Raw genomic sequence first — 20,749 nt, 5'->3', positions numbered from 1 at the left:
CAGGGGCCTTTTACTTTGGAGTGGTGGTGATGCTGATGGCCTCATCGCGGGCAAGCCCGCTCCCACAGGGGAATGCATTCCAAATGTGGGAGCGGGCTTGCCCGCGATAGCTATCTCCCAAACGATGGGTATCCGTCAAATAAACTGAAAACTATCAGCGTCGAGATTCGCCGGGAACCTCTGGCGATACTCCGCCAACTGCACCGCTTCCAGGCACACCTGAAACACCCCATCCGCCTCCCCCGCGCTCAGCAGACTTTCACCCTGGAAATCCAGGACCTGGCTGTCGCCCGTGTAGGCAAAACCCTTGCCGTCGGTGCCTACCCGGTTCACCGCCGCCACGTAGCACAGGTTCTCAATGGCCCGGGCCGGCAACAGGCGGTTCCAGTGCTGGCGCCGGGCGCCCGGCCAGTTCGCGGTGTACAGCAGCAGGTCGGTGTCCTGGGCATCACGGCTCCACACCGGGAAGCGCAGGTCGTAGCAGATCAGCGGGCGAATTCGCCAGCCCTTGAGTTCGAACTGCACCTGACGCTCGCCAGGGGTGTAGTGATTGTGCTCGCCAGCCATGCGAAACAGGTGGCGCTTGTCGTAGTACAGCACCTCACCATCGGGCCGCGCCCACAACAAGCGATTACGGTGGCTGCCATCAGCGGCCTGGATAATCACACTGCCGGTGATCACCGCGTTGTGCTTCTGCGCCTGGGCCTTGAGCCACTCATGGGTCGGGCCGTTTTCGGCTTCGGCCAGCAATTGGGACTCCATGGAAAAACCGGTGGTGAACATTTCCGGCAGCACGATCAGGTCGGCGCCCCTGGCCTGCTCCAGCAGTAACTCGAAATGCTCCAGGTTGGCCTGGCGGTCATGCCAGACCAGGGTGGTCTGTACCAGGGCGATGTTCAGATCGGGTAACGCACTCAGATCACGCATAGTTTCTCGGCTGCTTGGCGCAGCGTCTCCTCGCGTTTGGCAAAGCACAGACGCACCAGGCGTTGGTCTTGGGGTGGGTTCTGGTAGAACACCGAGACCGGAATCGTCGCCACACCATGCTCACGGGTCATCCATAGCGACATGGCCACGTCGTCCAGGTCCGGGCGAATCTGTGAGTAATCCACCAGTTGAAAGTAAGTACCGGTCACCCGCGTGAAACTGAAACGCGAGGGGGCCAGCAGATCGCAGAACAGGTCGCGCTTGGCCTGGTAAAAGGCCGGTAGCTCTTCGACGTGCTCCGGGTGCTCGGCCATAAAGTCGGCCAGGGCGTACTGCAACGGCGTTACACCGCAGAAGCTGACGTATTGATGCACCTTGCGCAACTCCGCGCTCAAGGCTGCTGGCGCGACGACATAGCCGGTCTTCCAGCCAGTGACGTGATAGGTCTTGCCGAAGGAGCTGACCACGAATGCGCGCTGATACAACTCTTCGTGGGCCAGAACGCTGACGTGGGGCACGCCATCGAATACCAGGTGTTCGTAGACCTCATCGCTGACCAGATAGATATCGCGGTCACGGATCAACTCGGCCAACTGGTCCAGCTCGGCGCGACTGATCAGGGCGCCGCTGGGGTTGTGCGGGGTGTTGAGGATGATCATGCGCGTGCGCGGTGATAGCGCGGCCTTGATCTGCTCGAAATCCAGGCTGAAGTCCGCCAGCCCCAATGGCACATGTACACAACGACCGCCGGCCAGCTCCACAGAGGGCTCGTAGCTGTCGTAGCACGGGTCGAAGACGATGACTTCATCACCACTGCGGATCACCGCCTGGATCGCACAGAAGATCGCCTGGGTGGCGCCGGGGGTGATGGTCACTTCGCTGTCGGGATCAACCTGCACGCCGTAGCTGCGGGCGACCTTGGCCGCCACTTGCTCGCGCAGGGCCGGCAAGCCGGTCATCGGCGCGTATTGGTTATGACCGTTGGCAACATGTTTGCCCACCGCGTCGAGCAAGGCCTGGGGGCCGTTGAAATCGGGAAACCCTTGGGACAGATTCAGCGCGCCGGTTTGCGCAGCGAGTTGCGACATGGTGGTGAAGATGGTGGTGCCAACGTTCGGCAGCTTGCTGGTGATCATTCGGTGGGCCCCTGACGGTGAGTTACAAGTTGTAAGCTGCAAGCGCCGAGGGGTCAATCGTGAGGCACAAAAAAGGGCTCATTCAGAGCCCCTTCCTGGGTAACGCCTATCTTATGCAGGAGCTGGCTTGCCGGCTCCTACAGGGATCAGCGGCGGTCTTTACGCTTTTTGTCAGCCTTCTTGTTGTGGCTCATCAAGCGACGTTTCTTGTTCACTTGGCGGTCAGTCAGGCTGTTCTTGTTGCCTTCGTACGGGTTATCGCCACCTTTGAACTCGATGCGGATCGGCGTACCGACCAGCTTCAAGACACGGCGGTAGGTGTTTTCCAGGTAACGCACGTAGGACTTTGGCACCTTCTCGATCTGGTTACCGTGGATCACGATAATCGGCGGGTTGGCACCACCCAAGTGGGCGTAACGCAGTTTGATCCGGCGGTTGTTGACCATCGGCGGCGCGTGCTCGCCAACAGCGTCTTCGAGGATCTGGGTCAGGCGGTTGGTCGGCCAGCGGGTAACCGCAGACTTGAACGAGTTCTGTACCGACGCGTAGAGGTTGCCCACGCCAGTGCCGTGCAGCGCCGAGATGAAGTGGATATCGGCGAAGTCGACGAAGAACAACCGGCGTTGCAGCTCGACTTTGACGAAGTCACGTTCGCTCGGGGTCATGCCGTCCCATTTGTTGATCGCGATCACCAATGCCCGACCGGCCTCCAGGGCAAAGCCCAGCAGGTTGAGGTCGTGATCGACCACGCCTTCGCGGGCGTCCATGACGAAGATCACCACGTTGGCGTCTTTGATCGCCTGCAGGGTTTTGACCACCGAGAACTTTTCGACTTCCTCGTGGATCTTGCCGCGCTTGCGCACGCCGGCGGTGTCGATCAGCGTGTACTTCTCGTCGTTACGCTCGAACGGGATGTAGATGCTGTCACGGGTCGTGCCTGGCTGGTCATAGACGATTACCCGGTCTTCACCGAGCATGCGGTTGACCAGGGTCGACTTGCCGACGTTCGGACGGCCAATGATGGCGATCTTGATACCGTCTTTTTCGCTTGGGCCAGGAATGCGCTTGGCTTCCTCACCTTCGGCAACGACTTCTTCTTCGCCTTCAACTTCTTCGTCGTCATCCTTGGGGAAGTCGCGCAGGGCGATTTCCAGCATCTGGGTGATGCCGCGACCGTGAGCACCGGCGACCGGGATCGCGTCGCCCAGGCCCATCGGGCTGAATTCGGCTCGGGCCGCCTCAGGATCGATGTTGTCGATCTTGTTGGCGATCAGATAGGAACGCTTGTTGCGCTTGCGCAGGTGCTCGCCAATCATCTGGTCGGCAGCGGTGTAGCCCGCGCGGGCATCCACCAGGAACAACACGACATCGGCTTCTTCGATGGCCAGCAGAGACTGCTCGGCCATTTTTTCGTCCATGCCATGCTCGTCACCGGAGATACCACCGGTGTCGACAATAATGTAGGAGCGCCCTTGCCACTTTGCCTCACCGTATTGGCGATCACGGGTCAGACCGGACAAGTCGCCGACGATGGCGTCGCGAGTCCTGGTCAGGCGGTTGAACAAGGTGGACTTGCCGACGTTAGGTCGGCCCACCAGGGCGATTACGGGAACCATGCGGCTCTCCACTGCGTTATTTCAGAAAATACAAAAGCCGCTGCAAGGCAGCGGCTGGTGCTCGGGGCGGCATTTGAAATGCCACATGCCCTGCTCTGCCCCCGCTACTGTAGGAGCGAGCTTGCTCGCGAAAAACCCGAGGACGACGCGTTTATCCAGAAAACCCGCGTTATCGTTGACGTCCTTCGCGAGCAAGCTCGCTCCTACAACAACAGGTATTGAAGCAGGGCCGCCTGGGGGTTACCCCAAGCATAGTTCTTACTTGATGGTCAGGGCTTCCAGCTTGCCGCTGTTACCAAACACATAAAGCATGTTGCCTACTACCAGCGGACGCGCACGCAGGCCGTCGCTGTCGATACGTTCACGGCCGACAAAGCGACCATCCACCTGGCTCAGCAAGTGCAGGTAACCTTCCAGGTCGCCTACCGCTACATAGCTGGAGAACACTTCCGGAGCCGACAGTTGACGGCGAGCCAGCGAGTCGTTGCTCCACAGGGCTGTGGTGGAACGCTCATCGACGCTTTCAACGGTACCGGATGCCAGGCTCACGTAGACGCTGCCAAACCCTTGGGCGACACCGGCGTAGCTGGAAGCATCACGCTGCCAGAGGACGCGGCCGCTTTGCAGGTCCAGCGCCGCAACACGGCCCTGGTAAGTGGCGACGTACAGGGTTTCACCCGACAGCAGCAAGCCGCCGTCGATGTCCACGACACGGTCCAACTCGGAACGACCTTGCGGAATGGCGACCCGCGATTCCCAGGCCGGCACGCCGTTCTGGGTATCCAGGGCGACCACTTTACCGGTCGAAAGGCCAGCCAGCGCCAGGTTATTGGTCACAACCGGACCACTGGTACCGCGCAACGTCAACACCGCAGGGGTGCTGTCGTACAACCAGCGCTGCTCGCCAGTGTTGGCGTCAAGGCCAATGACACGGTCATCCTGGGTCTGCACCACGACGATATCGCCGTTGGTGGCAGGCGGTGCGAGGACTTCACTGGTCACGCGAGCGCGCCATTTCTCTTCACCGTTGCTCGAATCCAGGGCCACGACTTCGCCCTTGAGCGTGCCGATCATCACCATGCCGTAACCCACGCCGACGGCACCGGAAACAGGCAGTTCGAGATCCTTCTTCCACTTGACGTCGCCGTTCATGCGATCCATGGAGATCACAACACCCGTCACGTCAGCGGCCACAATGTTGTCACCGTCAATTGCCGGTACCAACATGTTGTAGGTGTCGCCCTGACCGTCACCGATGGAGCGGCTCCACTGCTTTTGCAGGACCACTTCTTCCTTGAAGCTGGTCAGCTCGGCCGGAGGCAGTTCTTTTTTGCTGTTGCTGCTGCAACCCGCGGCCAAAACGGCCAGAGCCAGCAATGCTGCATGTTTCCAACGGATCACGTCACGCATCCCCTTTGGCCAGGTCGTCCAGCTTGATTTGTAAGCCACCGACCGCTGCTTCATCAGACAGCGCAGCCTTGGCTTTTTGGTACGCAGCATTGGCTTCGTCGGTACGACCCAATTGGACCAGCAGGTCGCCCTTGAGCTCTTCGCGAGTGGCTACAAATGCCTTGTCAGCATCGCCGTCGAGCAGTTTCAGTGCTTCGTCGGCCTTGTTCTGTGCAGCCAGGACCTGGGCCAGGCGCTGACGTGCGATTTCACCCAGGGTCGGGTTGTTCGGCTTGTCGGCGACGGCTTTGAGCTCGGAGGCTGCGTCATCCAGCTTGCCGGTATCGACCGCGACTTTCGCGACGAACAGGCTGCCGTATTGGGCGTAGGTGCTACCGCCAAATTCTTTTTTCAGCTTGCCGGCCAGGTCCGCCACTTGGGCAGGGTCAGGCTTGCCAGTGGGCGTCAGCGTGGTTTCCAGCAGTTGCTGATAAAGCATCGAGGCGCCTTGCGACTGATTGCCCTGATATTTCTGGAACGCCTGCCAGCCAAACACCACTACCAGCGCCAGCAGGCCGCCAGTGACCAGGGGTTTGCCGTTACGCTGCCACCAGTCTTTGAACTCGGCCAGATGCTCATCTTCAGTACTCGACACCCCAATACTCCTTAATCGCTAAATTCGGCTGTTTGACAGCTTCAACCCTGCACGATGCAGGTGGCCAAGTGCGCTGCTAGCGCATCAAAGGCAATGCTTTGTTGTTCGCCCTGGCCACGCAGGGGTTTGACACTTACCACTTGCTGGGCCAGTTCATCATCACCCAGGATCAGCGCGTACAACGCACCGCTCTTGTCGGCTTTCTTGAATTGGCTCTTGAAGCTGCCAGCGCCGGCATTGACCTGCAGGCGCAGGCTCGGCAGTTGGTCGCGCAACTGTTCGCTCAAGGCCAGGCCAGCCAGTTCGGCCGCCTCGCCAAAGGCGCACAGGTACACATCCACCTGACGGGAAATTTCTTCAGGGATCTGCTCCAGGGTTTCCAGCAGCAGGATCAGGCGCTCGATGCCCATGGCAAAGCCCACGCCCGTGGTCGGTTTGCCGCCCATCTGCTCGACCAGGCCGTCATAACGACCGCCGGCACACACGGTGCCCTGGGCGCCGAGTTTGTCGGTGACCCACTCGAACACGGTCTTGCTGTAGTAATCGAGGCCACGCACCAACTTGGGGTTGATCACGTAGGGAATACCGGCCGCATCCAGGCGAGCCTTGAGGCCCTCGAAGTGCGTGCGGGATTCGTCGTCCAGGTAGTCGGCCATTTTCGGCGCGTCGACCAGGATGGCCTGGGTGTCGGCGTTCTTGGTATCCAGGACGCGCAACGGGTTGGTCTTCAGGCGGCGCTGGCTGTCTTCGTCGAGCTTGTCCAGGTGCGCAGACAGGAACTCGACCAGGGCTTCGCGGTAGCGGCCACGGGATTCGCTGGTGCCCAGGCTGTTGAGTTCAAGCTTGACCGCGTCGCGGATACCCAACTGGCCCCACAGGCGCCAGGTCAGCACGATCAGTTCGGCGTCGATGTCCGGGCCATCGAGGTTGAACACTTCGCAACCGATCTGGTGAAACTGGCGATAACGGCCTTTCTGCGGGCGTTCGTGGCGGAACATCGGGCCGATGTACCACAGCTTCTGGGTCTGGCCACCACCGGTGATGCCATGTTCAAGCACGGCGCGCACGCACGCGGCGGTACCTTCCGGACGCAGGGTCAGGGAGTCGCCGTTGCGGTCTTCGAAGGTGTACATCTCTTTTTCGACGATGTCGGTCACTTCACCGATGGAACGCTTGAACAGCTCGGTGAATTCGACAATCGGCATGCGGATCTGCTTGTAACCGTAGTTATCCAGCAGGCGCGCGACCGTGCTCTCGAAATAGCGCCACAGGGGCGTCTGTTCGGGCAGGATGTCGTTCATGCCACGGATGGCTTGCAGAGACTTGCTCACATCAAATCCTTAAATTCGTTCAATCAGCCGCGAGCGATCAGCGCTGCGTCTGCGGCGACCTTCTCGGCCGCTTTGTCGCGGATCAGCTTTTCCAGCTGATCCACCAGATTGTCATTTGTCAGCTTCTGCGACGGCTTGCCGTCGATGTAAATCAGGTTCGGGGTACCGCCGGTCAGGCCCACATGTGCCTCTTTGGCCTCACCTGGCCCGTTGACCACGCAACCGATGACTGCAACATCTAGCGGCACCAGCAGGTCTTCTAGGCGTACTTCCAATTCGTTCATGGTTTTCACCACGTCGAAGTTCTGCCGCGAGCAACTCGGGCAGGCAATAAAATTGATGCCACGGGAGCGTAGATGCAGGGATTTGAGAATGTCGTAGCCGACTTTCACTTCCTCCACCGGATCCGCCGCCAGGGAGATGCGAATGGTATCGCCAATCCCGTCGGCCAGCAGCATACCGAGACCTACCGCAGATTTCACTGTGCCTGAACGCAAACCACCGGCTTCGGTGATGCCCAGGTGCAACGGCTGCACGATTTCCTTGGCCAGCAGGCGGTAGGCTTCTACCGCCATGAACACATCGGAAGCCTTTACGCTGACCTTGAAGTCCTGGAAATTCAGGCGTTCGAGGTGCTCGACGTGGCGCAGTGCCGACTCAACCAGGGCTGCCGGAGTAGGCTCGCCATATTTCTTTTGCAGGTCTTTTTCCAGGGAGCCGGCGTTGACGCCGATACGGATCGGGATCCCGCGATCACGGGCAGCGTCGACCACGGCACGCACCCGGTCTTCGCGACCGATGTTGCCCGGGTTGATCCGCAGGCAGTCAACGCCCAGTTCGGCCACGCGCAGAGCGATCTTGTAGTCGAAGTGAATGTCGGCGACCAACGGCACCTTGACCAGTTGCTTGATGCGACCGAAGGCTTCGGCGGCGTCCATATCCGGCACGGAAACCCGCACGATATCGACGCCCGCAGCTTCCAGGCGGTTGATCTGGGCCACGGTGGCAGCCACATCATTGGTGTCGCTGTTGGTCATGCTCTGTACGGCGATGGGGGCATCGCCACCCACCGGCACCGAGCCGACCCAGATCTTGCGCGATACGCGACGTTTGATTGGAGATTCGCCGTGCATGACTATTGTCCCAACTTCAGGCGAGCGGTCTCGCCACTGGTGAACGGCGCCACGTCCACAGGCTGGCCGTTGTAGGCCACTTGCGCGCCACGGGCAAAGCCCAGACGCAGCGTCAAAGGAGGCTTGCCGACCTGATCAAGCGTATCTCCCTTACGCTTCAAAGCACTGAACAGGACTTTGCCATTGCCATCGGTGACTTGTGTCCAGCAGTCAGCGACGTAGGTAATCTGGAGACGGCCATCGCCCGCCACGCTGACTGGCGCCAGGGAAGCAGGTGCGGCAGCCGTTGGCGCAACAGGTGCGATCGGCGCTGGTACGACAGGCACCTGGGCCACGGTGGCCGGGGTTGCAGGTACGGCAGGAGTCGGTACAACGGCAACTGGGGCCGCTTCACTGACGCCTTCGGCAGGCGGCTGGCCTGCTTGCAGGTCAAGACTGGTTTCGGGCGCGGTCTGGCCCTGGACTACTGCCTGATCTTCAGGCTCGTCCAGAGGATGAATCTGAGTGGTGCCGTCGGCGCTCTCGACTTCGACGTGCTCCAAAGCGTTGCTGATCAGGTCCTTGCTGCGCAGGGTCGTCTGGTCCTGCCACCAGATAAAACCACCACCGATCACGGCAATCAGCAGCAACAGGCTGACAATTCGCAGAATAGTGTGGGAAACCCGCACCGGCTCTTCGATGCGACCGAGACCGTGGACATTGCTGCCCTGGGAGTCGGTACCGGTGAACTGGTCGAACTGCTGGACCAGGATGGCCTGGTCGGTGCCCAGCAGCTTGGCGTAGGCACGGATATAACCGCGGGCGAAGGTATGCCCGGGCAGTTTGTCGAACGCGCCGTTTTCCAGGTTGCCCAGGGAAGAGGTGGTCAAATTGAGCTTGAGGGCCACTTCTTCCAGCGACCAACCATTGCTTTCGCGGGCCTGACGCAAGGTCTCGCCTGGGTTTACGCGATTAGCGGCTACAACTTCCGGGTGCGCGGCTTTCATCATTGCTCCGACAGGTATTGCTGATATTCCGGCGTACCGGGATAGAGTCGTTCTAATTGCTGGCCAAAACGTGCGGCCTTGTCGCGTTCTTCATGAACCGTGGCCAGGCGCACACCAAGCAATAGACTACGTGCATTTTGCCCGCTGAGCAGGCTAAAACGCTCGTAATAGTCACGTGCTGGCACATAATGCCTGTCTTCAAACGACAACTGGGCCATTTCGAGCAAGGCCCGTGGCTGGCGCTGGTTCAAGTGCAGGGCCTTTTCCAGTTGCCGGCGGGCGCTTTCACGCTGCCCAAGGCGCACGGACGTTACCCCCAGGTTCTCGAAAACCCGCGAACGTTCAGGATATAGGGTATCAGTGGCTGCCTGCTGGAAATAACCGGCCGCTTGCTCATAACGTTCCTGCTGGTACAGGAAACTGCCGTAGTTGTTGAGCAGGCGCGGATCATGGGGGCGAACGGCCAGGGCTTTCTGGTAATACTGATCGGCCAGCTCAGGCTCGGCCTGGGCCTGGAACACCAAGGCCAGCGCCGCATTGGCGTCGGCATCCTGGTTATCGAGAGCCAGGGCCTTTTGCAGCGGCACCTTGGCCTGCTCGCTCAACCCCTGGCGCAGGTAACCCAGCCCCAACTGCACATAGGCAGCACGCGCTTCGTCACGGCCCTTGCCGGTTTGCAGCGGGCTGTCAGAGCCCGATGAAACACAGCCAACCGAGAGGCTGGCAACAAGCAAAAGCAGCGCAAGGCGCAAGGGCATAGAGATCCTCTCTCAGATTCGATTCACAGCAATCTGCGGCAAATCGTCGGCGGCGTTCAGTTCACGCACGGCGATATAACGCTCGCTGCGACGGGTGCGGTCCAGCACCTGTCCGACCAATTGGCCACAGGCGGCGTCGATGTCTTCACCACGGGTGGTGCGTACGGTGACGTTGTAGCCGGCCTGGTGCAGTTGATCCTGGAAACGGCGGATGGCGTTGTTGCTCGGCCGCTCGTAGCCAGAATGGGGAAACGGGTTGAACGGGATCAGGTTGATCTTGCACGGTGTGTTCTTGAGCAACTCGATCATCTCGACGGCGTGTTCGACCTTGTCGTTGATGTCCTTGAGCATGGTGTACTCAATGGTCAGCACGCGCTTCTCACCCAAGGTCGCCATATAACGCTGGCAAGATTCGAGCAGCATCTTAAGCGGATACTTCTTGTTGATCGGCACCAATTGGTTACGCAATGCGTCATTGGGTGCGTGCAGCGACAACGCCAGGGAGACGTCGATGTGCTTGGCCAACTCATCGATCATCGGTACCACGCCGGAGGTCGACAGGGTCACACGGCGCTTGGAGATGCCGTAGCCCAGGTCGTCCATCATCAAATGCATGGCCGCAATCACGTTGTCGAAGTTCAGCAGCGGCTCACCCATGCCCATCATCACCACGTTGGTGATGGCACGGTCGACGGTCGCCGGGACGCTGCCAAAGGATTTGTTGGCAATCCACACCTGGCCGATCACTTCGGCGGCGGTGAGGTTGCTATTGAAGCCTTGCTTGCCGGTGGAGCAGAAACTGCAGTCCAGGGCACAGCCTGCCTGGGACGAAACGCACAAAGTGCCGCGCTTGCCCTGGGGAATGTAGACGGTCTCGACGCAACTGCCGGACGCCACGCGCACCACCCACTTACGGGTGCCATCGCTGGAGATGTCCTCGCTGACCACTTCGGGACCACGGACCTCGGCAATCGCCTTGAGCTTGTCGCGCAGGGCCTTGCTGACGTTCGTCATGGCGTCGAAATCGTCGACGCCAAAGTGGTGAATCCACTTCATTACCTGACCGGCACGGAAACGCTTCTCCCCGATTGAGTCGAAGAATTTTTCCATTTCCTGTTGAGTCAGACCCAGCAGGTTGGTTTTTACAGTCGATGTAGTCATGGATTCACCTTCACTCTTAAGCCAATGCTTAGCGAGTGGTTACTTCGGTAGCTGCGAAGAAGTACGAAATTTCGCGAGCAGCAGCGGCTTCGGAGTCCGAACCGTGTACAGCGTTGGCGTCGATGGAGTCAGCGAAGTCAGCACGGATGGTGCCGGCAGCCGCTTCTTTAGGGTTGGTAGCGCCCATCAGCTCACGGTTCAGAGCGATAGCGTTTTCGCCTTCCAGAACCTGTACAACAACAGGACCGGAGATCATGAAGGCAACCAGGTCGCCGAAGAAACCACGAGCGCTGTGCTCAGCGTAGAAGCCTTCAGCTTCAGCCTTGGACAGTTGCTTGAGTTTCGAAGCTACAACCTTCAGGCCGGCTTTTTCGAAACGAGTGGTGATCTCGCCGATGACGTTTTTTGCAACAGCGTCAGGCTTGATGATGGAGAAAGTACGTTGAACAGCCATGGTGTAACTCCAGAAACGGTAATTTGCGAAAAATTAAACCCGCGAATTATACGCGGGTTCTTGGGTATTGCCTAACTGCGTGAGGGAGGCTTCAGTCCTGTTCTTCTTTCCAGGCAGTCTGGATAGCTTCAAGAACCTTTTCACCGCCGCGATCCCGCTCGTCGTCGAACCCTGGCAAGGCCATGACCATGTCACGCAAAGCTACAAAGTTCACCGAATAGGGATCCATATCCGGATAGCCGTCGACCAGCAGAATAGCGATCTCTTGCACATCAACCCATTTAAGACTCATGACATTTCCTTGAATCAGTGCGGCGCTTCGGCCGCATGGTTGAGCGAATACTTCGGAATTTCGACGGTAATGTCTTCTTCACCGACCAGTGCCTGACAGCTTAGGCGCGAATGCGCTTCCAGGCCCCAGGCGCGATCAAGAAAATCCTCTTCCAGCTCATCGGCCTCTTCGAGGCTATCGAAACCTTCGCGGATAATGCAATGACAGGTGGTGCAGGCATTAACGCCACCACAAGCACTCTCGATCTCGATGTGGTTGTCGTGGGCAACTTCGAGAATGGACTTGCCGGTCTCAGCCTCCACGACCATACCGTCCGGGCAATGCTCGGCGTGTGGCAGAAAAATGACCTGCGGCATCAGTTATTCCTCAATTTCATTCAGGTTGCGTCCCGCCAGGGCGGCTTTCACCGTCTGGTTCATACGACGGGCGGCAAAGGCATCGGTTACTTGTGAAAGGCGCTTGGTCTGTTGTTCGATGGCATAACCATCGGTGCCTTTCATCAATTGGGCCAGTTCCTGCATCTGCAGGTCGATGACCAGGCGCTCTTCAGCATCCAGAAGGCGCTCGCCGTCAGCCTCAAGGGCGCCCTGCACCGCTTCAAGCAGGCGCTGGGCATCGACTTGCTGCTCACGCAGTACACGAGCGACCTTGTCGTCACCGGCATACTGGAACGAATCCTTGAGCATCTTGGCGATTTCGCCGTCGGTCAGGCCGTAGGACGGCTTGACCTGGATACTGGCTTCAACGCCCGAGCCCAACTCACGCGCGGCCACACTGAGCAGGCCATCGGCGTCGACCTGGAAGGTCACGCGAATCTTCGCCGCACCCGCGACCATCGCCGGGATGCCGCGCAATTCAAAGCGTGCCAGGGAGCGGCAGTCGCTGATCAGCTCACGCTCGCCTTGCAGCACATGAATCATCATGGCCGTCTGGCCATCTTTATACGTGGTGAAGTCCTGGGCGCGGGCGACGGGAATGGTGGTGTTGCGTGGAATCACCTTCTCCATCAGGCCGCCCATGGTTTCCAACCCCAGGGACAACGGAATCACGTCGAGCAGCAGCAGTTCGCCACCATCGCGCTTGTTGCCAGCCAAGGTATCGGCCTGGATCGCAGCCCCAATGGCCACCACTTGATCCGGATCGATTTCAGTCAGCGGCTGGCGACCAAAGGCTTCGGCCACGGCTTCGCGAACCCGCGGCACACGGGTCGAACCGCCGACCATGACCACCGCGCCGACTTCTTCCAGCTCGATGCCGGAGTCACGCACGGCGCGACGGCAGGCTTTCAGGCTACGAGCAACCATCGGCTCAATCAGCGCATCGAAGGCTTCACGGGTCAGTTGAGCCGACCATGAGCCGTAGGAAACTTCAACAGATGCCGCGTCAGTCAGGGCTTCCTTGGCCGCGCAGGCTGTTTGCAACAGGTTGCGCTGGGCGCCCGGATCGAGGTCGGCGGACAAGCCGGCGCTGGTGATGATCCAGCCGGCGATGGCGTGATCGAAGTCATCGCCGCCCAGGGCGCTGTCGCCACCGGTGGCCAGGACTTCGAAGACACCACCGGTCAGGCGCAGGATCGAAATATCAAAGGTACCGCCACCCAGATCGTAAATCGCGACCAGGCCTTCGGCATGCTGGTCCAGGCCATAGGCCACGGCAGCAGCGGTCGGCTCGTTGAGCAGGCGCAAGACATTAAGGCCGGCCAGTTTCGCCGCATCCTTGGTGGCTTGGCGCTGGGCGTCGTCGAAATACGCCGGAACGGTGATCACCGCCCCTACCAGCTCGCCGCCCAAGGTCGTCTCGGCACGCTGGCGCAAGACCTTGAGGATATCGGCCGACACTTGCACCGGGCTTTTCGGGCCCTGGATGGTGTCGATAAACGGCATATGGGACTCACCACCGACAAAGCGGTACGGCAGTTGATCGCCCAATTGCTTGACGTCGGACAACCCACGACCCATCAAGCGCTTGACCGACAGCACCGTGTTCAGCGGATCGATAGAGGCCGCGAGCCTGGCTGACTCGCCCACTTCGGTGCGATCAGCGTGATAGCGCACGGCGGACGGCAGGATCACCTGGCCATCAGCATCGGGCAACGGCTCGGAAAGACCGCTGCGCAGTGCGGCGACCAGTGAATTGGTAGTACCCAAGTCGATGCCAACCGCCAGGCGACGCTGGTGCGGTTGAGGACTTTGGCCGGGTTCGGCGATCTGCAGTAGAGCCATGGTAATCAGGTCTTATCTGTCTATCAGGCGTGCAATCTGTGCAGCACTGGGTTAATCGTCGAGGCGCTCTTCTAACTGGCGCACTTCGTAAGTGAGCTTGTCGAGGAACTGCATGCGCCGCATCAGGCGTTCGGCCTGCTCACGCTGCGCTGCATCATCCCAACAAGCTGCGAAGCTTTCGTTGAGCTCATCCTGGGCCACTTTCAGACGACGCTTGAAGACCGCGACGCCAGCCAGATCGGCCTCGTCCTGCAAGTCTTCAAGTTCTTCACGCCATTGCATCTGCTGCATCAGGAAATCAGGGTCATGGACCGTAACTTCCAGCGGCAACTCGCCACCGTTCATCGCGAGCAAATAGCGCGCGCGTTTCGGCGGATTTTTCAGCGTCTGATAGGCTTCGTTGAGGCTGGCCGACTGCTCCAGCGCCAGGCGTTGCTCACGCTCGGAAGCGTCAGCGAAGCGGTCCGGATGCACCCCACGCGCCAACTCTCGGTAGCGCATGGCAAGCTGCTCAAGGTCCAGCCGAAAGCTCGGCTGCAGCTCGAATAAAGCGAAATGACAAGGAGTACCCACAGATAGCCTCAGATGTTGAAGCTTTCGCCGCAGCCACATTCACCGCGTACGTTGGGGTTGTTGAACTTGAAGCCTTCGTTCAACCCTTCCTTGACGAAATCGAGCTCGGTGCCGTCCAGGTAGGTCAGGCTTTTCGGGTCGATGATCACTTTTTCGCCGTGACTTTCGAACACCTGATCTTCCGCAACCACCTCGTCGACGAACTCCAGCACGTAGGCAAGGCCGGAACAGCCCGTGGTGCGAACACCCAGACGAATCCCCTCACCTTTACCGCGCCCATTCAGGGAACGGCGAATGTGCTGCGCAGCCGCTTCTGTCATGCTGATAGCCATCGTTGACTCCTTACTCGTCGCCAAATGCTTAGATCAAGCCTTTCTTCTGCTTGTAGTCGCGAACAGCCGCCTTGATGGCGTCTTCAGCGAGTACCGAGCAGTGAATTTTCACTGGCGGCAGGGCCAGTTCTTCGGCCAGTTGAGTGTTCTTGATGGTCTCTGCTTCATCCAGAGTCTTGCCTTTCATCCACTCGGTCGCCAGGGAACTGGAGGCGATGGCCGAACCGCAGCCGTAAGTCTTGAACTTGGCATCTTCGATGATGCCCTGCTCGTTGACCTTGATCTGCAGGCGCATGACGTCGCCGCACGCCGGGGCGCCGACCATGCCGGTGCCGACATCAGGATCTTCCGCGTCCATCTTGCCGACGTTGCGCGGGTTTTCGTAGTGGTCGATGACCTTTTCACTGTAAGCCATGGTATTGAATCCTCACTCATCAGGGCCGCTCTGGAACCCTGTAAAAACGCCTGCGTTTTCCGCCACGTTCCTACAGGGCTGGGGTGGCGGCTTCTATATTTAGTGTGCCGCCCACTCGATCTTGGAAATATCGACACCGTCCTTGAACATGTCCCACAGCGGCGACAGGGTGCGCAGCTTGGTGACCGCCTCGCAGACTTTCTGCGCGGCGTAGTCGACTTCTTCTTCGGTGGTGAAACGGCCGAACGTAAAGCGGATCGAGCTATGCGCCAACTCGTCGTTGCGGCCCAGGGCACGCAGGACGTAGGACGGCTCAAGGGAGGCCGAAGTGCAGGCCGAACCGGACGAAACCGCCAGGTCCTTGAGCGCCATGATCAGCGACTCGCCTTCGACGTAGTTGAAGCTCAAATTCAGGTTGTGCGGTACACGGGCGGTCATGCTGCCGTTGATGTACAGCTCTTCAAGGTTCTCGACCTGCTTGTAGAAGCGATCGCTCAGGGCCTTGATGCGCACGTTTTCGGCAGCCATGTCTTCCTTGGCTACACGGAAGGCTTCGCCCATGCCGACGATCTGGTGGGTCGCCAGGGTGCCCGAACGCATGCCGCGCTCGTGACCGCCGCCGTGCATGGTGGCTTCGATGCGCACGCGAGGCTTGCGGCTCACGTACAGCGCGCCAATACCTTTGGGGCCGTAGGTCTTGTGGGCCGAGAACGACATCAGGTCAACTTTAAGCGCAGACAGGTCGATATCGACCTTGCCGGTGGACTGGGCAGCATCGACATGCAGCAACACGCCTTTGGAGCGGGTCAACTCGCCGATGGCGGCGATGTCGTTGATGGTGCCGATTTCGTTGTTCACGTGGATCACGGAAACCAGGATGGTGTCTTCACGCATCGCGGCTTCGATCATGGCCGGGGTGACGATACCGTCAGTGGTCGGCTCAAGGTAGGTGACCTCGAAGCCTTCACGCTCCAGTTGGCGCATGGTGTCGAGGACAGCCTTGTGCTCAATCTTGGTGGTGATCAGGTGCTTGCCCTTGGTCGCATAGAAATGCGCGGCGCCCTTGATAGCCAGGTTGTCGGACTCGGTGGCACCGGAGGTCCAGACGATTTCACGCGGATCGGCGTTGACCAGGTCAGCGACCTGGCGACGAGCGTTCTCGACCGATTCCTCGGCTTTCCAGCCGAAAACGTGGGAACGGGAGGCCGGGTTGCCGAAGTTTCCGTCAACCAGCAGGCATTCGCTCATCTTTTGCGCGACACGCGGATCAACCGGGGTGGTCGCTGAGTAATCAAGGTAAATCGGCAATTTCATGGACTTTCTCCTAAATCAGGCTGGCTGGCGTGCCGTTAGCTCTTCGGCTGTCACTCGACGGCGGACGCTTCAATCTTGTCCAGACGCGGCGCCTTGGTGTTGCAACGGCGCTGGTCCTGACGCTGGGCTACTTCCTGCACCTCACGGCGAGTCACAAGATCAGCCAAGCTGATACCACTCAAAAACTCATGGATCTGCAGGCTCAGGTCACACCACAAGTGGTGGGTCAGGCAGGTGTCGCCGGCATGGCAATCACCCAGGCCCTGGCACTTGGTGGCATCGACGGATTCATTCACCGCGTCGATCACCTGGGCAACCTGGATGCCTTGCATGTCACGGGATAACTGATAACCGCCACCCGGGCCACGCACACTGGAAACCAGGTTGCTGCGGCGCAACTTGGCGAACAGTTGCTCAAGGTAAGACAGGGAAATGCCTTGGCGCTCGGAGATATCGGCCAGGGACACCGGCCCGTTTTGCGCGTGCAAGGCCAGGTCGAGCATGGCGGTCACCGCGTAACGGCCTTTTGTAGTCAGTCTCATGGACAAGTACCAAGGTGTTTCAGAATGGGAGCAAGTATGCGATTCCCGAGTATTTAAGTCAACTATAAGACCTAGTACTTTAGTCAGGAATACCCGTAAAAAGGGCGCGCGAATTGTAGCAGGGTGGGGTGGGATCGAACAGCGACAGCGGACAACCTGCATTGCCCGGCACGCCGAGGATCAATTGTGGGAGCGGGCTTGCTCGCTCCCACAGGGGGTTTGCAGTGATTGCGAGAACTCAGCCGGCCTTGGTGGTAGCTGTTTCGCTCTTGATCTCGGCGAAGTCTTCTTCGCGCAACTCAGGCAGCTCTTTCGCACAGTAGGGACTACCCAGATCCTTCAGCGCGCCGCACATGCCATCCAACTTGCCGTCCACCGCTTGCAGATGGTCGAGCAACTGACCGATGGCGCGTGCCACCGGGTCAGGCATGTCCTCACTGACGCCATAGGCATCAAAGCCGATTTTCTCGGCCATGGCCTTGCGCTTGGCCTCCTGCTCATCGCTCACTTGCGGCTTGACGATGATCCGCCCAGGGATGCCCACCACGGTTGCACCTGGCGGCACCGCCTTGGTGACCACCGCATTGGAGCCGACTTTGGCGCCAGCGCCGACGGTAAACGGACCCAGGACCTTGGCCCCCGCCCCGACCACCACGCCATTTTCAAGGGTCGGGTGGCGCTTGCCCTTGTTCCAGGTGGTGCCGCCCAGGGTCACGCCCTGGTACAGGGTCACATCGTCACCAATCTCGGCGGTTTCACCAATAACGATGCCCATGCCATGGTCGATAAAGAAGCGACGACCCACCTTGGCCCCCGGATGAATCTCAATCCCGGTCAACCAGCGCCCGAAGTTCGACACCAGTCGCGCCAGCCATTTCCAGCCCATACCCCACAAGGCACCGGACAGACGGTGGATCCAGATCGCGTGCATACCCGGATAGCAGGTCAGCACCTCAAAGGCGTTGCGTGCCGCCGGGTCACGGTGGAAAACACTCTGGATATCTTCTCGCAAACGCTCGAACATTTTTAATCCTTCCGCTTAAGAAGCTCGCCACGGGCCGCTTTCTGGGTTTCCGTGAGGATGCCACGCAATATATTCATTTCTGCCCGGCTGACCGAGCTGCGTCCGTAAAGCCTGCGCAGGCGCGCCATCAAGTGCCGTGGTTTTTCCGGATCAAGGAACTCGATGGCCACCAGGGTTTGTTCCAGGTGCTCATAGAATCGCTCCAGCTCGTCCATGGTGGCTAATTCGCCACTTTTGGTCGACGCGACCTCGTCCTTCTCCATCTTGCTCGGCTGACCTTGCGCTGCCAGCCAGGCCATGCGCACCTCGTAACTCAACACCTGCACCGCCGCCCCAAGGTTCAGCGAGCTGAATTCAGGGTCCGATGGAATGTGTACGTGATAGTGACATCGCTGCAGCTCTTCATTGGTCAGGCCGGAGTCTTCACGACCAAATACCAAGGCGATTTCGGCGCCGCCGGCCGCCTCTTCGACCACTTTGGCCCCGCATTCGCGGGGATCAAGCAGCGGCCAGGGGATGCGACGGTCACGGGCGCTGGTACCGAGCACCAGGTTGCAGCCGACCAAGGCGTCTTCCAATGTGGCGACGACCTGGGCTTTTTCAAGGATGTCATTGGCGCCGGAGGCACGAGCGTCGGCTTCGTGGTGCGGGAACACACGCGGCTCCACCAGCACCAGGCGCGTCAGCCCCATGTTTTTCATGGCCCGCGCCACCCCGCCGATATTGCCGGGATGACTGGTATTGACGAGGACGACACGAATGTTTTGCAGCAAGGGAGGCGCTCTCGGACACGGGAAAGGGGAGCAAATCTTACAGAACAGCCTAAGGTTATGCCATGAAAGCGAACGTCGTCCTTCACCTGAAGAAAGTTTCTGCTAGAATGCTCGGCTTTCTTTAACAACCTTAGGTGACACATCCATGCAGCCCATGCTGAATATCGCGCTGCGCGCCGCCCGCAGCGCCAGTGAATTGATCTTCCGCTCCATCGAGCGCCTGGATACCATCAAGGTCGACGAAAAAGACGCCAAGGATTATGTATCCGAGGTGGATCGCGCCGCCGAACAGAAAATCATCGACGCCCTGCGCAAGGCCTACCCTACCCACGGCATCCTCGGTGAAGAAACCGGCCTGCACAAAGGTAGCGGCGAAGGCGAAGACTACCTGTGGATCATCGACCCACTGGATGGCACCACCAACTTCCTGCGCGGCATCCCGCACTTTGCCGTGAGCATTGCCTGCAAATACCGTGGCCGTCTGGAACACGCTGTTGTACTCGACCCGGTTCGCCAGGAAGAATTCACCGCCAGCCGTGGCCGTGGCGCCCAGTTGAACGGCCGTCGCCTGCGCGTCAGCGGTCGCACCAGCCTGGACGGCGCCCTGCTGGGTACCGGTTTCCCGTTCCGTGACGACCAGATGGACAACCTGGAAAACTACCTGGGCATGTTCCGCGCCCTGGTTGGCCAGACTGCCGGCATCCGCCGCGCTGGCGCAGCGAGCCTGGACCTGGCCTACGTGGCCGCCGGTCGCTTTGATGCGTTCTGGGAGTCGGGCCTGTCCGAGTGGGACATGGCCGCAGGCGCGCTGCTGATCCAAGAGGCTGGCGGCCTGGTGAGCGACTTCACCGGCGGTCACGACTTCCTGGAGAAGGGCCACGTGGTTGCAGGCAACACCAAATGCTTCAAGGCAGTATTGACGGCGATCCAGCCGCACCTGCCGGCATCGCTGAAGCGCTAAGCGAGCGAGCGAGCACAAAAAAGCACCCCGAGGGGTGCTTTTTTATGCCTGGGATTTAGCCAAGCCTCGATTTCAGCGACAACACACATCAAATGTGGGAGCGGGCTTGCTCGCGATAGCGGAGTGTCAGTTTAGATAGATTTGACTGGCCCACCGCTTTCGCGAGCAAGCCCGCTCCCACATTTTGAACTTCGCCAGACTTGGTATTACTGCTGATTCTGGCCGAGGATCAGGCGACCCTCTTTATCCACCGGGATCTGGCTACCTGGATCACGCTCCATACGCACCGACCCCTCCTTGCCATCCAAGTTGTAACGCACGTCATAGCCGACAACCTTGTCGCTGATGTCATTGACGGTGTTACAGCGCGTCTGGGTGGTGGTGTAGGTATCACGGTTCTGCATGCCTTCCTGAACCTTGTTACCTGCGTAACCGCCACCAACCGCACCGGCTACGGTGGCAATCTTCTTGCCAGAACCGCCACCAATCTGATTACCCAACAGGCCGCCTGCCAGGGCGCCAACCACAGTACCGGCGATTTGATGCTGATCCTGCACCGGACGCTGCCGGGTCACGGTGACGTCCTTGCAGACCTCACGAGGGGTTTTGATCTGGGTCTTGACCGGCTGCACTGCCAGTACTTGCGCATACTCAGGGCCGCTTTTTACCAGGCTGTAGGTGGCAACAGCACCCCCGGCAGTCACACCGACAGCACCCAATACCGCACCAACCAGTAACGACTTGTTCACGTGAAC

The 20,749-nt window shown here is 59.5% G+C and carries 24 protein-coding genes; 1 reads left to right on the top strand and 23 read right to left on the bottom strand.

Annotated features, from left to right (window positions below; translation table 11 throughout):
- Positions 1-135: 135 nt before the first annotated feature.
- The 22 genes from KL786_RS19690 to trmJ form a co-directional block, all read right to left on the bottom strand.
- Positions 136-927: an amidohydrolase gene (locus tag KL786_RS19690; protein WP_215518669.1), complete on the bottom strand. Its 792-nt coding sequence runs from the start codon at positions 925-927 to the stop codon at positions 136-138.
- Positions 915-2,063: a pyridoxal phosphate-dependent aminotransferase gene (locus KL786_RS19685; RefSeq protein ID WP_215518668.1), complete on the bottom strand. Its 1,149-nt coding sequence runs from the start codon at positions 2,061-2,063 to the stop codon at positions 915-917. The genes KL786_RS19690 and KL786_RS19685 overlap by 13 nt, the downstream gene beginning before the upstream one ends.
- 146 nt (positions 2,064-2,209) lie before the next feature.
- Complete coding sequence (gene der / locus KL786_RS19680; RefSeq protein ID WP_032858292.1) at positions 2,210-3,679, bottom strand: ribosome biogenesis GTPase Der; 1,470 nt, start codon at positions 3,677-3,679, stop codon at positions 2,210-2,212.
- A 21-nt stretch (positions 3,680-3,700) separates the two neighbouring features.
- Positions 3,701-3,874, bottom strand: coding sequence for a hypothetical protein (locus tag KL786_RS19675; RefSeq protein WP_158682871.1), 174 nt, complete (start codon positions 3,872-3,874; stop codon positions 3,701-3,703).
- Positions 3,875-3,937: 63 nt separating this feature from the next.
- On the bottom strand, positions 3,938-5,089 hold the full coding sequence (gene bamB / locus KL786_RS19670) for an outer membrane protein assembly factor BamB (protein WP_032858293.1): 1,152 nt from the start codon (positions 5,087-5,089) through the stop codon (positions 3,938-3,940).
- Entirely contained in the window at positions 5,082-5,723 is a 642-nt protein-coding gene (locus KL786_RS19665; RefSeq protein ID WP_032858295.1) for a YfgM family protein, read from the bottom strand. Before KL786_RS19665 ends, bamB begins: the two co-directional genes overlap by 8 nt.
- 41 nt (positions 5,724-5,764) lie before the next feature.
- Positions 5,765-7,054: a histidine--tRNA ligase gene (hisS, locus tag KL786_RS19660; protein WP_032858296.1), complete on the bottom strand. Its 1,290-nt coding sequence runs from the start codon at positions 7,052-7,054 to the stop codon at positions 5,765-5,767.
- Positions 7,055-7,077: 23 nt separating this feature from the next.
- Positions 7,078-8,187, bottom strand: a complete 1,110-nt coding sequence (ispG, locus tag KL786_RS19655) for a flavodoxin-dependent (E)-4-hydroxy-3-methylbut-2-enyl-diphosphate synthase (RefSeq protein ID WP_029298540.1) — start codon at positions 8,185-8,187, stop codon at positions 7,078-7,080.
- A 2-nt stretch (positions 8,188-8,189) separates the two neighbouring features.
- Positions 8,190-9,173, bottom strand: coding sequence for a RodZ domain-containing protein (locus KL786_RS19650; RefSeq protein ID WP_215518667.1), 984 nt, complete (start codon positions 9,171-9,173; stop codon positions 8,190-8,192).
- Positions 9,173-9,931 (bottom strand): type IV pilus biogenesis/stability protein PilW, encoded by a 759-nt coding sequence (gene pilW / locus KL786_RS19645; protein WP_215518666.1) that lies wholly within the window; start codon positions 9,929-9,931, stop codon positions 9,173-9,175. The genes KL786_RS19650 and pilW overlap by 1 nt, the downstream gene beginning before the upstream one ends.
- 12 nt (positions 9,932-9,943) lie before the next feature.
- Complete coding sequence (gene rlmN / locus KL786_RS19640) at positions 9,944-11,092, bottom strand: dual-specificity RNA methyltransferase RlmN (protein WP_029298546.1); 1,149 nt, start codon at positions 11,090-11,092, stop codon at positions 9,944-9,946.
- Positions 11,093-11,120: 28 nt separating this feature from the next.
- On the bottom strand, positions 11,121-11,546 hold the full coding sequence (ndk, locus tag KL786_RS19635; RefSeq protein WP_017846179.1) for a nucleoside-diphosphate kinase: 426 nt from the start codon (positions 11,544-11,546) through the stop codon (positions 11,121-11,123).
- 91 nt (positions 11,547-11,637) lie between these two features.
- Positions 11,638-11,838 carry a Fe-S cluster assembly protein IscX gene (gene iscX, locus KL786_RS19630; protein WP_215518665.1) on the bottom strand — a complete coding sequence of 67 codons (201 nt, stop codon included), beginning with the start codon at positions 11,836-11,838 and terminating at the stop codon, positions 11,638-11,640.
- A gap of 14 nt (positions 11,839-11,852) precedes the next feature.
- A complete protein-coding gene (fdx, locus tag KL786_RS19625) occupies positions 11,853-12,194 on the bottom strand; it encodes an ISC system 2Fe-2S type ferredoxin (RefSeq protein WP_215518664.1) in 342 nt (113 codons plus the stop codon).
- 3 nt (positions 12,195-12,197) lie between these two features.
- Positions 12,198-14,060: a Fe-S protein assembly chaperone HscA gene (hscA, locus tag KL786_RS19620; protein WP_215518663.1), complete on the bottom strand. Its 1,863-nt coding sequence runs from the start codon at positions 14,058-14,060 to the stop codon at positions 12,198-12,200.
- A gap of 51 nt (positions 14,061-14,111) precedes the next feature.
- A complete protein-coding gene (gene hscB, locus KL786_RS19615) occupies positions 14,112-14,633 on the bottom strand; it encodes a co-chaperone HscB (RefSeq protein ID WP_032858306.1) in 522 nt (173 codons plus the stop codon).
- An 8-nt stretch (positions 14,634-14,641) separates the two neighbouring features.
- Positions 14,642-14,965: an iron-sulfur cluster assembly protein IscA gene (gene iscA / locus KL786_RS19610; RefSeq protein ID WP_003175963.1), complete on the bottom strand. Its 324-nt coding sequence runs from the start codon at positions 14,963-14,965 to the stop codon at positions 14,642-14,644.
- A 28-nt stretch (positions 14,966-14,993) separates the two neighbouring features.
- Positions 14,994-15,380 (bottom strand): Fe-S cluster assembly scaffold IscU, encoded by a 387-nt coding sequence (iscU, locus tag KL786_RS19605; protein WP_003443374.1) that lies wholly within the window; start codon positions 15,378-15,380, stop codon positions 14,994-14,996.
- 99 nt (positions 15,381-15,479) lie between these two features.
- Positions 15,480-16,694 carry an IscS subfamily cysteine desulfurase gene (locus tag KL786_RS19600; protein ID WP_065943314.1) on the bottom strand — a complete coding sequence of 405 codons (1,215 nt, stop codon included), beginning with the start codon at positions 16,692-16,694 and terminating at the stop codon, positions 15,480-15,482.
- A gap of 50 nt (positions 16,695-16,744) precedes the next feature.
- Positions 16,745-17,236, bottom strand: coding sequence for a Fe-S cluster assembly transcriptional regulator IscR (iscR, locus tag KL786_RS19595; protein WP_003210305.1), 492 nt, complete (start codon positions 17,234-17,236; stop codon positions 16,745-16,747).
- Between the two features lie 238 nt (positions 17,237-17,474).
- Positions 17,475-18,260 carry a serine O-acetyltransferase gene (gene cysE / locus KL786_RS19590; RefSeq protein WP_215518662.1) on the bottom strand — a complete coding sequence of 262 codons (786 nt, stop codon included), beginning with the start codon at positions 18,258-18,260 and terminating at the stop codon, positions 17,475-17,477.
- Between the two features lie 2 nt (positions 18,261-18,262).
- Positions 18,263-19,033 (bottom strand): tRNA (cytosine(32)/uridine(32)-2'-O)-methyltransferase TrmJ, encoded by a 771-nt coding sequence (gene trmJ, locus KL786_RS19585; RefSeq protein WP_032858309.1) that lies wholly within the window; start codon positions 19,031-19,033, stop codon positions 18,263-18,265.
- Between the two features lie 145 nt (positions 19,034-19,178).
- Here trmJ and suhB point away from each other — a divergent pair, with 145 nt between their 5' ends.
- Entirely contained in the window at positions 19,179-19,994 is an 816-nt protein-coding gene (gene suhB / locus KL786_RS19580) for a type III secretion system regulator SuhB (RefSeq protein ID WP_003175971.1), read from the top strand.
- 206 nt (positions 19,995-20,200) lie between these two features.
- Here the strand turns inward: suhB and KL786_RS19575 are convergent, their stop codons facing one another.
- Positions 20,201-20,743, bottom strand: a complete 543-nt coding sequence (locus tag KL786_RS19575) for a glycine zipper 2TM domain-containing protein (protein ID WP_032858310.1) — start codon at positions 20,741-20,743, stop codon at positions 20,201-20,203.
- Positions 20,744-20,749 lie beyond the last annotated feature (6 nt).

It is taken from the genome of Pseudomonas sp. TAE6080 (assembly GCF_018732265.1).
In the GTDB taxonomy this organism is placed as follows: Bacteria; Pseudomonadota; Gammaproteobacteria; order Pseudomonadales; family Pseudomonadaceae; genus Aquipseudomonas; species Aquipseudomonas brenneri.
Note: the sequence above shows the minus strand (reverse complement) of the source record. Positions and strands in the feature narration are given on the sequence as shown.